Here is a 16,975-nt window from a genome sequence, read left to right as displayed (position 1 = left end):
TAGAAAGAGTTAAGCTCGGGGCGACGCACATCGCCGCCCCAAGAGGGAGGATTTAGTTTTTGCCGTATTGGCGATCATAGGCGGACTGCATAACAACAAGCAGTTCCTGAAGACCCATTTCGTCTAGCTTCGCGAGATAGGCATCCCAGTCCGCATTGACATCACCATTGCCCAAAATCCAGCTTTGCTGGCGCTCAAGCATGTAGTCACGGATCGAACCCCAAGTGCGGTCATAGACTTGCTGTTCGTCAGAGGTAAATGCCACACCAAGGAAGTCGGGGATGAGGTAATCACCCTGCTCGTACAACTCGATGCCTTCGAGGGCGAATTCATTCGTCCACTGGATTTCGTAGTTGTAATCTTGGAAATAACCACGGCCCTGAAGCTGTGCACCAACCTGATTGAGCGAACGATTTACTGGGCCTGCATTCAGGAAAGCTTCGGTAAAGATCGGCTTGCCATCAACCATATTGTAATGCGTGCCCTCGACACCAAAATTGGCCAAACGACGACCTTCTTCGGTGAACCAAAAGTCGAAATATTTGATGGTTTCAACCACGTTTTCATTGGTGTGCCCAATGGCCCAACCATCTGGTTTCACAAGGATACGGCGATGCTCTTCGACGCGCTTACCGCTCGGCGATGCAGGTGGCACCATTGCGCGGAATTCAAACCCGTCAATCTCGCTCGACAGGCTATTATAGCCACCTGTTGATGCGAACCAGTCATGTGTAGAACCACCAAGATTTTCAGACAGCAAGAAGTCACGCGCCGAACTTCCGCGTGTAAAGACTTCTGCGTCAATCAAACCTTCGGCATACCAGCGCGCCAAGTTGCTGATACCATCACGATAACCTTCGCCGATATATCCGTGGCTGATCTTACCTTCTTCAACCAAAAAGTCGTGGTAAGTGTCAGAGCCATGTGCGCGACCATCCCAAAGGGTTACAAGACGGATCAGCTCTGGCCATTGACGTGCAAAAAATGGAACTTCGTCCGCTTCACCGTTACCGTTGGGATCTTGCGTTTTAAAGGCACGCAAAACAGCTTCGTATTCTTCGACGGTTTGGGGCACTTCCAAACCAAGTGCATCCAACCAATCGGTACGAATCCAATAGGCGCGGCCATATTTACCATCTGGCAAATAAGGTACGTAATACATTTGCCCATCGGCCGCTTTTACCGCATCTTCGATGTCGGGGCGTTGCGCATAATAAGCGGCGATATTCGGTGCATGTTCTGCAATCAGATCGTTAAGTGGAACGAACGCACCCTCTGGGCCATATTGATTTACAAAATCCCTGATACGACTAGACCCAACAATGTCTGGAATTGCACCGGATGCGAGCATAAGGTTCAACGCTTCTGTGTTGCCGGTGTTTTCAGAATCTGTGCGCATGTTCGCACCGACCGTCACATCCACCAGATGGACATTGGTCCATTGGCGCGCCTGTTGTTCAACTGGCCAAGATTCTTCGTAGATTGGATAGGCGCGGTGGTTCATCTGAATGGTCAATTCTAATGGATCACCTTCGACGATCTTAAGGTGATCATCAGCTAAGACTGGCGTCGTGATTGCACTTCCTGCAAACAAAGCCGCGGCTAGGCATAATTTACGCATGTGGTTTCCTCCCTTTTGCGATTTCATCATTCTTTCACACCCCCAAGCAGGATGCCTTTTTCAAAGTATTTCTGAATAAACGGATAGACGATCAGAACTGGAATAATCGAACAGACAATGATGGCAGCGGTCACCGTTTCGGCGCTGAACCCAGCCGCCGTTTGCAAGATGGCGAATTCGTCATTGTCGCTCAAGTTTGCGATTGTGTGGCGCAGGAAAACCTGTAGCGGGATTTTTTCCTCGCTTTGCAACAGAACCATCGCCCAGAAAAACCCGTTCCAGCGCGACACGATGCAAAACAGTGTAATCGTTGCGATTGCGGGTTTGGATAACGGTACATACACCTTCCAAAGAACCTGAAAATCATTGGCCCCATCCATACGTGCCGCTTCTTCAAAGCTTTGCGGTATCGCTTCAAAAAAGTTTCGTAGCAAAATGATATTGAAGGCATTAACCGCAAAGGCAATGATGATGCCAAACATGCTATCCAACAATCCAAGATCACGCATGTTCAGGAAAAACGGGATCAGGCCTGCGTTAAACCACATCGTAAACGCGATAAAGAGGTTGAAAAACCGCCGCCCCTTAAGCTGTGGACGCGACAACGCGTAAGCACCGGGAATAATGAACAACATGCTCATGATGGTGCCACCAATCGTATAGATAAACGTGTTGCCGTAAGAGCGCCAAAACTTGGGATCGTTAATGATATAACCGTAAGCCTCTATCGTGGCGTCAATGGGCATGAACACAACCTTACCCGACTGTGCCGCAAAACCCGAACTGAACGACACCGCAGCGATGTAGATAAACGGATAGAGCGTCGCCACCGTAAACATCCCAATCAGGACAGAGACCGCAATGGCGAAAATTTTATCGCCGCGAGAGTAGAGATTCCATTTCATCATAGCGGCATCCTCCTACCAAAGTGACGTGCGCGAATAACGGCGCGACAAGGTGTTAGCGGTCATAACCAGAACAAATGCAACAAAGGCGTTGAACAGGCCCCCCGCAGCGGCAAGGTCATATTGGCCAGACTGAAGCCCTTGGCGATAAATCCAAGTGTTGACCACATCGGCGGTTTCATAGGTCGCTGGCTGATAGAGCAAAATTACCAGTTCGAAAGACACTTCCATGACATTGCCGATCCGAATAATCAGCATGATCAGAATCGTTGGCAGGATCGATGGAATGGTGATTTTCCACATCATTTGCCAGCGGTTTGCCCCGTCCACCACAGCGCTTTCATATAGCGATGGGTTAACACCGGCGATGGCCGCAAGGAACACGATGGAACCAAAGCCTGCCTCTTGCCAGATGCCCGTTCCCACGAAAATCGGTCGGAACCACTGGGGCTGGGTTAGGAAATAAACCGGATCAAGCCCAAACCAACCGATGATCGTATTGACGATACCAGCGGTGGGTGAAAATGCGGTGATTACGATACCAGCGATGATAACCGATGAAATGAAATGCGGCAGATAAACGATGGTCTGCGCTGTGCGTTTGTAACTCGCATGCAAAACTTCGTTGAACATCAGCGCCAGTATGATTGGTGCAGGAAAACCAAAGATCAGGTTTAGTGCACTAATCTTGATGGTATTTCCGATGGCACGTAGGAACTGATCATTCGAGAACAATGTCTGAAAATGTTCAAGTCCGATCCAAGGGCTATTCGCAACACCTCTGAAAATCGAGTAATCTTTGAACGCGATTTGCAGCCCATACATAGGTTTATACAGAAAAACCAGAAACCAGATAATCGTAGGCAGCAGCATTGCATAGATCTGCCATTCGCGTTTGAAATGATCGAAAAGTCGGGTCCAGCGGCCATCGTTCGGCGGCATGCGCTGCGCCTCTTGCGCCTCGATTACGGCCTCTTGAATGGGTTGGCCCGCGGCTGTGGTGTGTTCCTCCGCCATCTGACTCAAGCCCCAAAGTTCAGTGCACGACCAGTCTCAGCGTCAAACAGCTTGACCAAATCGGGGTTAATATGAACCGCATTCACACCTGACAGATGTGCAATGTCGCCATCAGTGTCGGCCTTGAATACCATTTCGACATTGTCGTGACGGCCATGAAGCAAGGCCTCTGAACCCAACGGTTCAACCAGATCAAGATCGATGGGCAACGCAGACGTATTCTTGCTGGCCTTTAGCGTGATATGTTCTGGACGGATACCCACGATTACATCACGACCTGCTTGGCCGTTCATCGCACCGCTTATCTTAATTTCCGTATCGCCAACCTGTGCACCAGTTTGTGTCAAAGTCCCTTTAATCTGATTCATCGGCGGAGAGCCAAGGAAACCAGCAACAAAGGTATTGGCGGGATTGTTGAACAATTCCATGGGTGTGCCAACCTGTTCGATCCGACCATCGTTCATCACGACAATCCGATCCGCTAATGTCATCGCTTCAACCTGATCATGGGTCACATAAACCGAAGTCACACCAAGACGATTATGTAACCGTTTGATTTCAGCCCTCATCTGGGTGCGCAGTTTGGCATCAAGGTTGGAAAGAGGTTCATCAAACAAGAAAACCTTTGGGTGACGCACGATCGCGCGCCCCATGGCAACCCGTTGACGTTGACCACCCGACAGATCAGCAGGGCGGCGATCAAGATATTCAGTAAGCCCCAATATCCCAGCGACGTCTTCAATGGTCGTCTTGATTTCATCTTTGGGCATTTTGCGAATGCGCAACCCAAAGGCCATATTGTCGGCAACATTCAGATGGGGATAGAGCGCGTAGTTCTGAAACACCATGGCCACATCACGATCTTTGGGGGCGATGCGATTGACCCGACGTTCATGAATCGTGAGATCACCCGCAGTGATCTCCTCAAGCCCTGCAATCATGCGCAAGGTTGTGGATTTACCACACCCTGACGGGCCGACCAGAACAACAAATTCCTTTTCCGCCACCGTCAAATCGATCCCATGGACCACTTCGACTGCACCGTAACATTTTACGATACCGTTTAGGTTTACACCCGACATATTTTCCTCCCATTGGCACTGCCCAAACGGGCATCTAACCTCGCGACGAATCGCCAATTATTACTAGTATACTAGTCTAATAACTGAAATACTAGTCTGGTATTCCAGTTTGATTTTTGCTAAGGTCAGTTGGAATCGAGATCGGGAGGGGTGAAACGATGCCGCCAGCAATTGCTCAAAGTGAACGTCGTACCAGTGTCGATGACGTGTTCGATTATTTGCATGAACAGATTACGTCGCTTCGATTAAAACCTGGCGATAAGATATCAGAGGCAGAAATCGCGGCAGAGTTCGGCGTATCACGCCAACCCGTGCGGGACGCATTCAGCCGCCTTGCCAATCTTGATCTTTTGCTCATCCGCCCACAGCGCGCCACCGAAGTACGTCGGTTTTCCATGCGCCAAATCGAAAAATCCCGTTTTGTGCGCGCAGCGATCGAGGCTGATGTGCTGCGCCGTGCCGCGCTCCATTGTGATGCGATGGGCGCTGCGCGATTGGATGGGGAATTGCTCCAACAAGAGGCTGCCGCCAAAATCAAGGACGTCGAACGTTTTGGCCAATTGGATTATAGTTTTCACAAAGTATTGTGCGAAATTGCCAAGGTTGAATATGCCTATGAGGTCATTCTGGAAGAAAAGGCCAAGGTGGATCGGCTTTGTATGCTGGGAATGGAAAAAGAACAGCGCATGCCAGAACTGGTTGGCGATCATCGCGACATCGCTGCGGCCATCAAATCCAACGATGGCGAAAAGGCGGTCGAATTTGGCATGAAACATCTATCGCGCCTTGATAGCACAATCGCGCGCATCACAGAGACAAACGCAAATTATTTTGAGCGCACATCATAGGATCAAAACCCTTGATTCAAGGTGGCCTCAGCATGGCTCGACCGTAAGGCGACCTGTAGTTACGGAATCGATCCATGATCACGAATTCAATGCAATCAGATTCAGTGCCCACACCAGGCGCAAAAGAGGTTTTTGCGCTCGCTTGGCCAATGACGCTAAAGGCGATCTTTTTACACGGCACCGTGGTAATCGACGGTTTTTTGCTCTCTGCATTGGGTGAAGGTGCCTTGGCGGCAATGGGATTGGCCGCGGCCTTGGGTGGGATCGTGCTTGGGGTTATATTCGCCTTTTCCCACGCCATGCAAATCCGCACCGCCCAAGCGTTTGGCAGCGGTGATGCGGTCTATCTAAAATCGGCGCTGATCTCTGGGCTCGCGGTGAGCATTAGCATCGGCATCATCGGCGTCAGTCTTATCCTCATATGGGGTGGCACCCTGATCGCCGCGCTGGCGCCATCCGTCGCGATCGCCACTCAGGCCGAATCTTATCTGGCGATTTTCACCATCGTTATTTTCGGCGAGGCTATCGGCCAGAGCATCGCCAGCTTTTTTAACGGGTGCAGCCGGTCGAAACTCCCGCTTTATGGCTATCTCCTTTCTGTACCAATCAATGTCATTGCCAGCATCGCGCTCATTCATGGATATTGGGGATTGCCCGCATACGGGGTCGCGGGCGCCGCGATGGGCAGCGCCTTGGCCATCACCGTTCAAACCTTGTTTTGGAGTGCGCTGTTACTCAAAACGAATGGTACGTTAATGCGTGTCGTGGGCTGGCATAATCAAACCTTTGTTCCAACATTGAAACGCCACATCCGTTTTGCGCTACCAATTGCCGCCACCTTTGTCAGCGCAACACTTGCCACGCATGTCTGTTCATTGATTTACGCAAATATGTCCCTAAACGGATTTGCCGCCATGACACTGATTGCACCGTGGAACATGTTGACCGGCCAAGTCGCAATGCAATGGACACAGGCCACAGGGATTTTGGTGGCTCAGCTTTTGGGCAAGCACACATCAGAGGACGTATTGGATCGTTTTCTATCGCAAGCATGGAAAGGCGCCTTTGTTGCGGCGGGACTCGTAGCAATCATTTTCTTGATCATGTGCCTGTCGCTCGATTGGATATATCCCGACCTTGAACTCGAAACCCGCGCGATTTTATTCGGCTTTCTTCCAATACTCGTGATCATTCAGTTCCCTCGCGCCACCAATGCAATTTGTGGCAACACCCTGCGCGCGGCTGGTGACACTGTTTATGTCATGCATATATTTGTGTGGACTCAATGGGCGTTCCGCGTACCCGCAACGGCCATATTGGTGCTCTATTTCAATGCACCTGCCTTTTGGATTTTGTCGCTCTTTCTTTGGGAAGAGGTTTTGAAATTCCCCGTTTTCCACCGCCGCCTGTGGCGGGGGGATTGGAAACGCTCTGACGTGGCGGCGTGATCAGTTGACATGATTAACGCACCCTGAATTTCACGCAATGTCCCATTCCATATGATGCTCACAGCAGATCACGCTTAACCAAGTAAATTTATCAAGTAATAACATTGACTATTCCGATAAATTTAGTCAGATAATGACCTTATCAACAAAACAGATCGACCGATGGAGCAATCTTATGAGCGAGCGCGCGCAAAATTTGCAGTTAAAAGAAATACCGCTCAATCAAAGCAATGTGCCAACCTATGACGTTGATCACGTGTTGGGCGATCTGAACACGGCGCATCTTGTGCTTGATGGGCAGGTATATACGTTGCGCAAAACGCGGCAAAACAAGCTCATCTTAACCAAGTAGGCCGTCACAAATGCCAAAGGTACCTTCGCCCTGTGTCGATGTTTGCAAATACAAACGCCAAGGACACTGTATTGCTTGTTCGATGACCAAAGCGCAAAAATCGCTGCTTAAAAATCTTAAAAAGCCCAAACACCAAATTGCGTTTATTGAAATGTTGGTTGTGCAGCAAACCCAATTAGGGCAATTCTCTCACTGGCGCGAAGCCTACGATAAGAAGTGCCGCAAAAAGGGTTCGCCAAATCCGTTAGCCTAGGTGCGAACGCAAGAACCAGGCGAATTTTTCATGTGTTTGACCACGTGCGATACACAAATCTTCTGTCAGTGTGTCACCTGCTTCGGCTGCGATTTGCCCCGCACCACCGATGGTTGCGGCCAAGGTTTCTTGGGCATCCAACATCATTTTGATCATTTCAACATCTGATGCTTTGCCCGACTGTTCGCTCACTTTGGATCGTTCGATCATACCGGCAAGTGTACCTTCGGCATATTCACCAAGCGCACGAATGCGTTCTGCCAAATCGTCTTGGGCAACAAAGTGATCTTCGTAGATTTTTTGAAACAGATCATGCAATGGACCAAAGGCCATGCCTTTGACGTTCCAATGGAAATTCTGTGCTAACATTGTTGTCACACAAGTTTCAGCGACGCATTGATTAAGCGCCCCTGCGATTGCTTGTTTCGCTGATGAATTCAGTGCTGTTGCTGTTTGTGCCATTCTGTGTATCCCAAATTTTTGTGAAAATAGGTGGCTGGCGTTTGGCTGGCTTCCTTCTGCCAACCATATCAAAGCAAAATCAAATGTCCAATGTTTTTAGAATGATTCTAAACTTGAGTTAAACACTCGGACACTTTTTCAATCAAAAACGCCATGGAACGCTGATAAGGTTGCGCCACCCGCCGTGCGATTAAAAACCGTACCGATCCGTAATCCTTGTCCCGATTTCCACAAACACAACGCAGCAACCAAGATTCATCAAATGACAATTCTTCGGAGTTTGGCGATAAAAATACAGGCGTTTTATTCAAACCTTGATACATGGTGCGCAGCAATGCTTCGATCACGATATCATGGTTTTGCCCATCCACATTCATGACCAACCGACATGCCTCAAACATATCAAGCCGCGCAGAGCTTCGGCAGCGCATCGCAGTTAACCGCAGCTTGTTAAGGAACGCGATTTCGTCGCCCGCAAAACCATAATCAACGATTTCGCGCGCAACGGGTTGTTCGTATTTCAACAAAGCAGACATTATGGATTCTTACCGTTTCAATAATTCCTGAGTATATTTATCAGATATAAAATGCTCAGGCAATGATGAAAAAACCATGTCCTCGCAAGACTTATCAGGCTAGAACAGGTTCATATCCATACACCGATGCATATCGCTTTGTTTCTGATTCCGCTCACGTTAAGATGGTGCCAAAACAAGGAACCAGGCGGCATGGATATTTTTCTACTACAGGCAACTATATACCTCGCTGCGGCATGTATCGCGGTGCCACTGGCAAAACGTGCAGGGCTTGGTTCGGTCTTGGGGTATTTGATTGCTGGCGTTTTAATCGGCCCCGTGCTCGGCCTTGTTGGATCAGAAACCCAAGATTTACAGCATTTCGCAGAATTTGGTGTGGTGATGATGCTGTTTGTGGTTGGTCTGGAATTGGAACCACGCGCATTATGGGATATGCGCCACCGATTGATCGGTCTGGGCGGATTGCAAGTGGCATTGACCACCCTTGCGATCATGGGGGCCTGTTTGGCGCTGGGCCAAATCTGGTCTGTCAGCCTCGCAATTGGTTTAACATTCTCGCTATCCTCCACCGCGATTGTTGTCCAAACCCTAAATGAAAAATCATTAATGAACGCCAAAGGTGGGCGATCCGCCTTTTCGGTTCTGTTATCCCAAGATATCGCCGTGATCCCGATGCTGGCGCTGGTACCATTGCTCGCCATTCCTGGTTTACATAATGCCGGCGCGCATGGCGGCGATCATGGAAGCGCGATCAGCCTAACAGATGGATTGCCCGCATGGGGCGTAACCCTTGTGACCGTGGCCGCAGTGATTGCGGTGATCTTGATGGGCGTTTACCTAACGCGCCCCATATTTCGGTTCATCGCCAAGGCACATTTGCGCGAAATGTTCACGGCAATAGCGTTGTTGCTGGTTGTTGGCATCGCATTGTTGATGACGACGGTTGGGCTATCTGCCGCGCTTGGGACATTTTTGGCAGGCGTGGTTTTGGCCAATAGCGAATTTCGCCACGAATTGGAAAGCGATGTTGAACCGTTCAAGGGGTTATTGCTCGGCCTGTTTTTTATCACCGTTGGTGCGGGGATTAACTTCACGCTGTTGTTTGGGAATTTCTTTGCCATCATTGGCATGACATTGGGTGTGATGTTGATCAAAGGTGCGGTTTTATACGTGCTCGCCGTTCTGTTCAAAATCAGAGGCCGTGATCGATTGCTATTTGCTCTGTCATTGGCGCAGGCGGGTGAATTTGGATTTGTCATGTTATCCACCACGGTGACGAATAACGTGATCCCAACGGAATTGTCACAAACCCTATCTTTAATCGTTGCTCTTTCGATGTTGTTCACCCCGCTGTTGTTTATCGTGTTTGATAAACTGGCCGTGCATAAAACAACCAGCCACGCACCAGAACAGGATGAAATTGATGAACAGGGCACAGTGATCATCGTCGGCATTGGCCGCTTTGGCCAAGTAATCAATCGCATGGCACTTGCCGCTGGAATTAAAACCGTGGTGATTGATCACCATATTGATCAAATCGATAATATGCGCCGCTTTGGTGTAAAAGGATATTTTGGCGACCCAAGCCGCCCTGAATTAATGCACGCCGCTGGCCTGCCTGATGCGAAAATTCTGATTGTCGCTGTGGATGATAAAAAGGCGGCCGTCAACTTGGTAAAACACGCCAAAAAGGTAAACCCCAATGTGCATATCATCGCACGGGCGTATGATCGTAATCACGTTTATGAATTGTATCAAGCGGGCGCAAATGACATCGTGCGCGAAACATTCGACAGCGCCATTCGCGCCAGCAAATACATGTTGGAACAAATGGATTGGGCACCGTTTGATATCGACATGGCGGCAGAAAGTTTTGTCAAATCCGACAGAAGCGCATTGGCGGAATTGGCTGAATTGTGGGACCCCAATATCCCGACAGAAAAAAACAAGGCTTATATCGAACGCGCGATAGAAATTAATTCGGATTTTCACACAGGGTTCTTGGCCAATTTGGCGAAATTCGTTGACCAAAAACCAGATGAAGAAACAGAGCCTAAAGCATCCGAATAACGTCTTTGTCGATGGATAATATATATCCCTTGCGGCTGATGTTTTTAATCAACAACTGGCTGACGATCTGATTGCCCAGATGATCGCGCAACCGTTTGATCCGGGTTGCACCCGATGCTTCGTCGCAATCAATGCTGTTTTTACCGGTGATCATGGCCTCCATATCGGCACCTGTCATCACCTCGTCATCCAGACGCGCTTCGCATAACACAGAAAGCGTTTCACACGCGGCCTCGGTCAATTCGAATTCCATATTATTGATATAAACAACCTGTTCTTCGCGATTGATGATCAGGCTGTTGATCATAATGCCAGATCGCTCAATTTCCGATACGCGTCGCGCAAGCCCGTAATTGTTCAACAAAAAATACAATGCCGCCAGCAATAATGCCGATGCCAAAACCAACAAAACGAAAATGATAAAACGATAGCCTTGCAACACATCGGCAAACGCAGTGCCAGATTGTGCCAACACCTCCAACAGTTTCACTGATTCCGTGGTGGTCAGCGCATCGTTTTGCACAAATATCTGTTCCACCCGATCATTAAATGCATTCGCATCTGGCAGGCTGATGAACAATATCAACGATGCAACAAACAATAGCGCAATCACGATACCGCTGCCAATCAGCGCAATACCCTTGGGCGATTTAGTATTTAAGAAAATATTCACCCGCATCCTTTCGCCGTGGGCCAAGCCCTGATTCATCAAATGTGGACATCACACGCAGTACCGTCCAACCGTCGCGTGCCACACGATTTTCAATCGTACGTTTCGCAGCATTTGGATTACCGCACAGATTGTCCGACAGTTCAATAACGCCGTAATGCAAGCGCAAACCTTCGCCTGCGCGTTTCGCTTTGTAATCGGCATAACAGGCCGCAGTCGCCGCCATTGGTGCCATCAGGGCGATGCTTGTTGCGATCGCGAATATGGATGTTTTGTGTTTCATACCCAACAGGTGGCGCATTTTGATCCGTTATTCAATAACGCACTGAATTTCGCACAATGATATTCGATAACAAAGGCTCGTCATTGCCTGACATCCCGCTTTGCCCAAAATTTATCTCAACGGCGCAACACCCCGTTGCGTTGAATTGAAACCGAGCAGGCACATCGAAAGGACACGACATGAGCATTAAATCTTTCATTACCGCTGGCGTCATCGCCGCCATCGCAACAACCAGCACGGGCAGCGCGGCACGCGCCGCAAGTGATTCTGAAAAACTGGCTGCATTCTTATTGGGTGCGGGTGTGCTCGCCGTGATCGCGAAAAAATCGCGTGACGATAAACAAGCGGCACCTGTGTATCGTCACAATCACACGGCCACACCACACAGATATCCGGCCACGCCGCGATACACACATCAACGCCCCCAAAAACCGGGATATTATCACCCAGGAAATCGCCCCGGTTGTGAATATCATGTTCATGGGCGCAACTCGCGACATGTAAAAAACTTTGGCCACAAACACGATTGTCGCAAAGGTGTTGAACATGGCTTTCGCAAAGCACACGGACATAAACACTAATCAGAGGCAGAACATACAGGCAAAAGGGGCGTCATACTTGGCGCCCCTATCCTTATTGCGCAAATCGCGCTATGCGGATTTCATGACAGATTTTTCAATTGAAACCGCTTTGATGCAATCCAACCCCGCAATCAAAACAATCGCTGGCGTGGACGAGGTTGGGCGCGGCCCGTGGGCGGGGCCAGTTACGGCCTGTGCTGTGATTCTTGATCCCAATAACATTCCCACTGGATTAAACGATTCCAAAAAACTGAGCGCGAAACGGCGCGCGGCATTGTTTGAAGAAATTCATGATTGCGCTCAAATCAGCATCGCCCATGTCGAAGTCGACGAAATTGACCGCATCAATATATTACAGGCCACCTTTCGTGCGATGGAACGTGCGGTGGCTGGGCTGGCGATCACACCCGATTTTGCGCTGATCGATGGGAATAAAATTCCGCCGAACCTGTCGATGGATGCACAGGCCGTGGTTAAGGGCGACGCAAAATCGGCATCAATCGCCGCTGCTTCGATCATTGCAAAGGTCACGCGTGATCGTCTGATGGGTGATTTAGCGCAACAATTTCCGGGCTACGGCTGGGAACGTAACGCGGGATATGGGACAAAAATGCATCAGCTTGGCCTCCAAAATCTGGGCGTCACCCCACACCATAGACGTTCGTTCAAACCCATACACAATATATTGTATAAGGGTAATTCTGTAACCAACTGAAACATAACGCCAAAATTAAAAACGAATTGACCCAGAATCCTATTTGACTCATTTTAGCCTTAATGACGCGAAAACGCGCAATACGAGGCAGACATGGTAAAAAATACAAATAAAACAGGCAGTAAGACTCTGCCGTTAAACCAGATTATTGACGGCGATTGCATTGATGTGATGAATGCGCTGCCTGAAAATAGTGTCGATCTAATCTTTGCAGATCCCCCCTATAACCTTCAGCTCAAAGGCGAATTGCACCGCCCCGATAATTCCAAAGTGGACGCCGTGGACGACCATTGGGATCAATTCGATAGCTTTAAGGTTTATGATGAATTCTCCCGCGCATGGCTCAAGGCCGCGCGCCGCATCCTGAAACCAAATGGCGCAATTTGGGTGATTGGCTCCTATCACAACATTTTCCGCGTCGGGACCGCGTTACAGGATGCAGGTTTCTGGGTTTTGAACGACGTCATCTGGCGCAAAACCAACCCAATGCCCAACTTTCGTGGCGTGCGTTTAACCAACGCACATGAAACGATGATCTGGGCAGGTAAATCCGAAAAATCCAAACCCACATTCAATTACGAAGCTTTGAAAGCCTTGAATGACGGTGTGCAAATGCGCTCTGACTGGGTTTTACCGATCTGTAATGGCAATGAACGCCTCAAAGATGAAAATGGCGACAAGGCGCATCCGACACAAAAACCTGAATCATTGCTTCACCGCGTGATTATTGGTTCCACCAATGAGGGTGACGTGATCCTTGATCCGTTCTTTGGCACGGGCACCACAGGTGCGGTTGCCAAAAAGCTGGGCCGCAAATTCATCGGGATTGAACGCGAAGAAGCCTATCGCAAGGTTGCGAAAAAACGCATCAGCGCGATCAAAGAATGTGATGCGGAATCGCTCAAGGTTTCCACATCAAAACGCGCCGAACCACGTGTTCCATTTGGCCAAGTTGTCGAACGCGGCATGTTGAAACCAGGGGATCAACTTTATTCCCTAAATGGCCGTCACAGCGCAAAAATTCGCGCCGATGGCACGTTGATTGCACATGATCAACGCGGTTCTATCCATCAGGTTGGCGCCGCACTTGAAGGTGCGCCAAGCTGTAATGGCTGGACATATTGGTGTTTCAAAAAACGTGGCGAAGCCATTCCAATTGACATGCTGCGCAAAAAAATTCGCGCAGAAATGACCGCCTAAATTTACGTAACAGATCTTTCAGTTACCGCCGTCTTGGGGTTTGCGCCCCAAGATACTAGCCCAACTCCCCGCCATTATTTTTGGCGGGGCTTTTTGCTATCTGGGCATCGGGTTTTCTGCCTTGTTATAGGCATGCCAATCGGTGATTTCTGGATAAAACTGTGCACGCCACGCACGCACGCGCGGGTTCATCACCCGTTTCCAAACAGGTGGGATCATCGCCAGAAATGTCATGATCGGATAGCTGCGGGGCAATTGCGGCGCGGCATCATCATCATAGTTTTGCAACAACGGGTATCGCCGATCTGGTTTGTAATGATGATCAGAATGGCGTTGTAAGTTTAGCAAAAAATAGTTGGAAATCTTATGCGCGGCATTCCATGAATGTTGCGGCTTGGTATGTTCATACTTTCCATCGCCCAAATGTTTGCGGGTTAATCCATAATGTTCGACATAATTCACCAATTCCAACTGCCAAACGGCAATTGCGGCTTGGAATATGAAAAACCCAACGCCAGCCAGGCCACCAATGGCAAAGGCAATCAACAAAAATGCGCCCTGCAATGTTGCGTATTTCCAAAATGGATTGGATTTATGCCACCATAACAATTGTTTGCGTGCCAACATTGATTTTTCGGCCGCCCAACTTGATCGCAAACACCCAATCAATACGCGCGGGAAAAACCGATGGAACCCTTCGTTATAACGTGCGGTCACAGGGTCCTTGGGTGTGCCGACATATCGGTGGTGCACCAGTAAATGTTCGGATCGAAAATGCCCGTATAATGCCAGCGCCATCAAACCATCGCCCATGTGGCGTTCCAGCTTGGATTTTTGATGCATCAATTCATGGGCATACACGATCCCAACAGATCCCGTAATAATCCCCATGCTCCCCATCAGTGCAATTTTTTCCCACATCGTATAATCGCCAAATGTCACCGCTGCGATACAGGCAAACACGGCGATAAATTCCAACGGAAACCAAATGATGGTGATCAAGCGAAACCAAAACAGGCTGGCATCATCGGTCTGTGGGTCGGCATTGGCGGTATATAATCCTTCGAACGTATCAAGTGCGCCGATCAATATCCAAGTGTTCAGGTAAACCAGTAACAACCACCACCCGCCCAGATAAGCCGAAACGCCCAGCAAAACCAAGGTCAACAACGTGATCCAAAACGGCAACGCATTGCGTAACAGCGATATATCTTTGGGTCGGTTCATATGTCTTGTCCTGTTTCAACCAATGCTGGTGCGGCTGTTTTCCACACTTTGCGCATCACCGTTGGCAAAGCATTGGCATCAAAGCGTTCCCTGTCAACAAATACGCCGCGAAACGGTGCGGCATCGCTGGGAACATCTGCGATCATAACCTTAAGATGTAAATGAAAATGGGTAAATGTATGGCGAACGGTTTCAGGCAAACTGCGCCAATCGGCATTCATGGGCGCATTCTGTTCGGCCTCCGTTTCTGCCCATTCGCTCCCAGGCCAGCCCATCATGCCACCCAACAATCCTTTGTCTGGGCGTTGTTCCATCAACAATGCACCATCATTGCGTCGCGCCACATAAACAACACCCACCCGTGTTGGAACCTTTGCTTTTTTGCGTTTCTTTGGAAGCTGCGGCGCAATCCCTTGCTCGCGGCCCTTACATCCTTGTGCCCACGGGCATACCCCACATCGTGGCGAGCGCGGCGTGCAAATGGTTGCCCCTAAATCCATCACGGCCTGCGCATAATCGCCCGCTCGGTTTTGAGGCGTGCGCGATGCGGCCAGTTTGCGCAACGCCTCTTTGCTATCGGGCAGTGGTTCCATCACGCCAAATTGGCGCGCCATCACCCGTTCCACATTGCCATCCAAAACGGTTGCGGGAATATCAAAGGCAATCGCGCTAATCGCGGCGGCGGTATAGGGGCCAATGCCGGGCAATTTTAATAACGCCGCCTCATTATCCGGAAAAACACCCCCCAGATCATATGCAACAACCCGTGCACATTTCAACAAATTGCGCGCCCGCGCGTAATAGCCTAGCCCCGCCCACGCCGCCATCACATCGCCATCATCGGCGGCCGCCAAATCACCAACCGTTGGCCACATCTGTGTGAATTTCACAAAATAATCGCGCACGGCTGCAACAGTGGTTTGTTGCAACATCACCTCTGACAGCCACACATGATATGGATCGGGCAACACACCCAATTTGCGTTGTTCGGGTGGCACACGCCATGGCATCAGGCGGGCATGTTCATCATACCACGCCAGCAAAATTTCGCTCTTGTCTTGCTTTTGATCCAAAATTCCGTGCCCTTCACGCCTTATTCACTGGCAAAATACGCAATCACGCGTAAGATACCACAGCAAAGCAACGGATCACCATGGCACGTCAATCACAATCAAAATCGGGCACAGCCCCCAAACGCAAAAGCCGTGGATTTTTGCAAACCAGCGGGTTGTTACAGCAACGCATTCGCGCCGCCAGTGAAAAACGCGGATTCGCAGAAACGCGCCTGTTGACGCAATGGGCAGAAATCGCAGGCGTACAAATCGCCGCCATCGCGCAACCGATCAAGGTTGGATATTCCAAACAAGGGTTCGGTGCGAACCTGACGTTGTTGTGTAACGGCGCAAATGCGCCGATGTTGCAAATGCAAATTCCACAGATCATTGAACGGGTTAATTCATGCTACGGATACAACGCAATTGCCCGTATTACATTGACCCAAACCGCCCCAACGGGGTTTGGCAGCGGGTTTCAAGAGCCCAAATCCGAATTTGCACACAAACCTAAACACAAAGAGTTGTCCAAAGTTCAGATCGAACAGATTGAAACATCTGTCAAAGATGTGGCAGATACAGCCCTGAAAGATGCCTTGGAACTTTTGGGCAAAAACATTCTATCCCGTCGGGGACAATAAAAGGGAACCTTT

The 16,975-nt window shown here is 49.5% G+C and carries 19 protein-coding genes; 9 read left to right on the top strand and 10 right to left on the bottom strand.

All coding sequences use genetic code 11. The features are described from left to right. Positions 1-52 precede the first annotated feature (52 nt). Genes BFP76_RS13095 through BFP76_RS13080 form a run of 4 tightly spaced genes read right to left on the bottom strand, consistent with a single transcriptional unit; the run spans position 53 to position 4,625 of the window. Positions 53-1,621, bottom strand: a complete 1,569-nt coding sequence (locus tag BFP76_RS13095; protein WP_099594576.1) for an extracellular solute-binding protein — start codon at positions 1,619-1,621, stop codon at positions 53-55. 26 nt (positions 1,622-1,647) lie between these two features. Continuing rightward, the gene (locus BFP76_RS13090; RefSeq protein ID WP_099594399.1) at positions 1,648-2,529 is read right to left on the bottom strand and encodes a carbohydrate ABC transporter permease; all 882 of its coding nucleotides are present in this window, start codon (positions 2,527-2,529) and stop codon (positions 1,648-1,650) included. A 12-nt stretch (positions 2,530-2,541) separates the two neighbouring features. Continuing rightward, a complete protein-coding gene (locus tag BFP76_RS13085) occupies positions 2,542-3,543 on the bottom strand; it encodes an ABC transporter permease (protein ID WP_205661463.1) in 1,002 nt (333 codons plus the stop codon). Positions 3,544-3,548: 5 nt separating this feature from the next. Beyond that, on the bottom strand, positions 3,549-4,625 hold the full coding sequence (locus BFP76_RS13080; protein WP_099594398.1) for an ABC transporter ATP-binding protein: 1,077 nt from the start codon (positions 4,623-4,625) through the stop codon (positions 3,549-3,551). A 158-nt stretch (positions 4,626-4,783) separates the two neighbouring features. Between BFP76_RS13080 and BFP76_RS13075 the strand changes: the two genes are divergently transcribed. From BFP76_RS13075 to BFP76_RS13060, 4 genes are all read left to right on the top strand, one after another. Next, a complete protein-coding gene (locus BFP76_RS13075) occupies positions 4,784-5,473 on the top strand; it encodes a GntR family transcriptional regulator (RefSeq protein WP_099594397.1) in 690 nt (229 codons plus the stop codon). 74 nt (positions 5,474-5,547) lie between these two features. Then, entirely contained in the window at positions 5,548-6,921 is a 1,374-nt protein-coding gene (locus BFP76_RS13070; protein ID WP_099594396.1) for an MATE family efflux transporter, read from the top strand. A gap of 175 nt (positions 6,922-7,096) precedes the next feature. After that, positions 7,097-7,273 (top strand): hemin uptake protein HemP, encoded by a 177-nt coding sequence (gene hemP, locus BFP76_RS13065; RefSeq protein WP_099594395.1) that lies wholly within the window; start codon positions 7,097-7,099, stop codon positions 7,271-7,273. Positions 7,274-7,283: 10 nt separating this feature from the next. Next, entirely contained in the window at positions 7,284-7,526 is a 243-nt protein-coding gene (locus tag BFP76_RS13060) for a DUF1289 domain-containing protein (protein WP_099594394.1), read from the top strand. On the opposite strand, the gene BFP76_RS13055 is transcribed toward BFP76_RS13060, so the two are convergent. Continuing rightward, on the bottom strand, positions 7,518-7,988 hold the full coding sequence (locus BFP76_RS13055) for a Dps family protein (protein ID WP_099594393.1): 471 nt from the start codon (positions 7,986-7,988) through the stop codon (positions 7,518-7,520). The genes BFP76_RS13060 and BFP76_RS13055 overlap by 9 nt on opposite strands. A 107-nt stretch (positions 7,989-8,095) precedes the next feature. Then, positions 8,096-8,524 (bottom strand): hypothetical protein, encoded by a 429-nt coding sequence (locus BFP76_RS13050; RefSeq protein ID WP_099594392.1) that lies wholly within the window; start codon positions 8,522-8,524, stop codon positions 8,096-8,098. Positions 8,525-8,716: 192 nt separating this feature from the next. Here BFP76_RS13050 and BFP76_RS13045 point away from each other — a divergent pair, with 192 nt between their 5' ends. After that, complete coding sequence (locus tag BFP76_RS13045; protein ID WP_099594391.1) at positions 8,717-10,594, top strand: monovalent cation:proton antiporter-2 (CPA2) family protein; 1,878 nt, start codon at positions 8,717-8,719, stop codon at positions 10,592-10,594. Here the strand turns inward: BFP76_RS13045 and BFP76_RS13040 are convergent. Beyond that, the gene (locus tag BFP76_RS13040) at positions 10,578-11,267 is read right to left on the bottom strand and encodes a winged helix-turn-helix domain-containing protein (RefSeq protein WP_420818672.1); all 690 of its coding nucleotides are present in this window, start codon (positions 11,265-11,267) and stop codon (positions 10,578-10,580) included. The two genes, BFP76_RS13045 and BFP76_RS13040, sit on opposite strands and share 17 nt — an antisense overlap. After that, positions 11,245-11,565, bottom strand: coding sequence for a hypothetical protein (locus BFP76_RS13035; RefSeq protein WP_240514065.1), 321 nt, complete (start codon positions 11,563-11,565; stop codon positions 11,245-11,247). The genes BFP76_RS13040 and BFP76_RS13035 overlap by 23 nt, the downstream gene beginning before the upstream one ends. Before the next feature lie 161 nt (positions 11,566-11,726). Here BFP76_RS13035 and BFP76_RS13030 point away from each other — a divergent pair, with 161 nt between their 5' ends. The 3 genes from BFP76_RS13030 to BFP76_RS13020 all read left to right on the top strand — a co-directional run bounded on the left by BFP76_RS13030 (position 11,727) and on the right by BFP76_RS13020 (position 14,043). Further along, on the top strand, positions 11,727-12,128 hold the full coding sequence (locus tag BFP76_RS13030) for a hypothetical protein (protein WP_099594389.1): 402 nt from the start codon (positions 11,727-11,729) through the stop codon (positions 12,126-12,128). Beyond that, positions 12,094-12,843 (top strand): ribonuclease HII, encoded by a 750-nt coding sequence (locus tag BFP76_RS13025; RefSeq protein WP_099594388.1) that lies wholly within the window; start codon positions 12,094-12,096, stop codon positions 12,841-12,843. Before BFP76_RS13030 ends, BFP76_RS13025 begins: the two co-directional genes overlap by 35 nt. Positions 12,844-12,936: 93 nt before the next feature. After that, complete coding sequence (locus BFP76_RS13020) at positions 12,937-14,043, top strand: site-specific DNA-methyltransferase (RefSeq protein WP_099594387.1); 1,107 nt, start codon at positions 12,937-12,939, stop codon at positions 14,041-14,043. Between the two features lie 96 nt (positions 14,044-14,139). Here the strand turns inward: BFP76_RS13020 and BFP76_RS13015 are convergent, their stop codons facing one another. Beyond that, positions 14,140-15,270: an alkane 1-monooxygenase gene (locus tag BFP76_RS13015; protein WP_099594386.1), complete on the bottom strand. Its 1,131-nt coding sequence runs from the start codon at positions 15,268-15,270 to the stop codon at positions 14,140-14,142. Beyond that, on the bottom strand, positions 15,267-16,343 hold the full coding sequence (gene mutY / locus BFP76_RS13010) for an A/G-specific adenine glycosylase (RefSeq protein ID WP_276307916.1): 1,077 nt from the start codon (positions 16,341-16,343) through the stop codon (positions 15,267-15,269). The genes BFP76_RS13015 and mutY overlap by 4 nt, the downstream gene beginning before the upstream one ends. A gap of 80 nt (positions 16,344-16,423) precedes the next feature. On the opposite strand from mutY, the gene BFP76_RS13005 reads away from it, so the two are divergent. Continuing rightward, entirely contained in the window at positions 16,424-16,963 is a 540-nt protein-coding gene (locus BFP76_RS13005; RefSeq protein ID WP_099594385.1) for a DUF721 domain-containing protein, read from the top strand. Positions 16,964-16,975 lie beyond the last annotated feature (12 nt).

Origin of the sequence: Paramylibacter kogurei, assembly GCF_002742285.1 — a bacterium.
Taxonomy (GTDB): Bacteria; Pseudomonadota; Alphaproteobacteria; order Rhodobacterales; family Rhodobacteraceae; genus Amylibacter; species Amylibacter kogurei.
The sequence above is the reverse complement of the archived record's forward strand: the minus strand, read 5'-3'. Positions and strand labels throughout refer to the sequence as shown.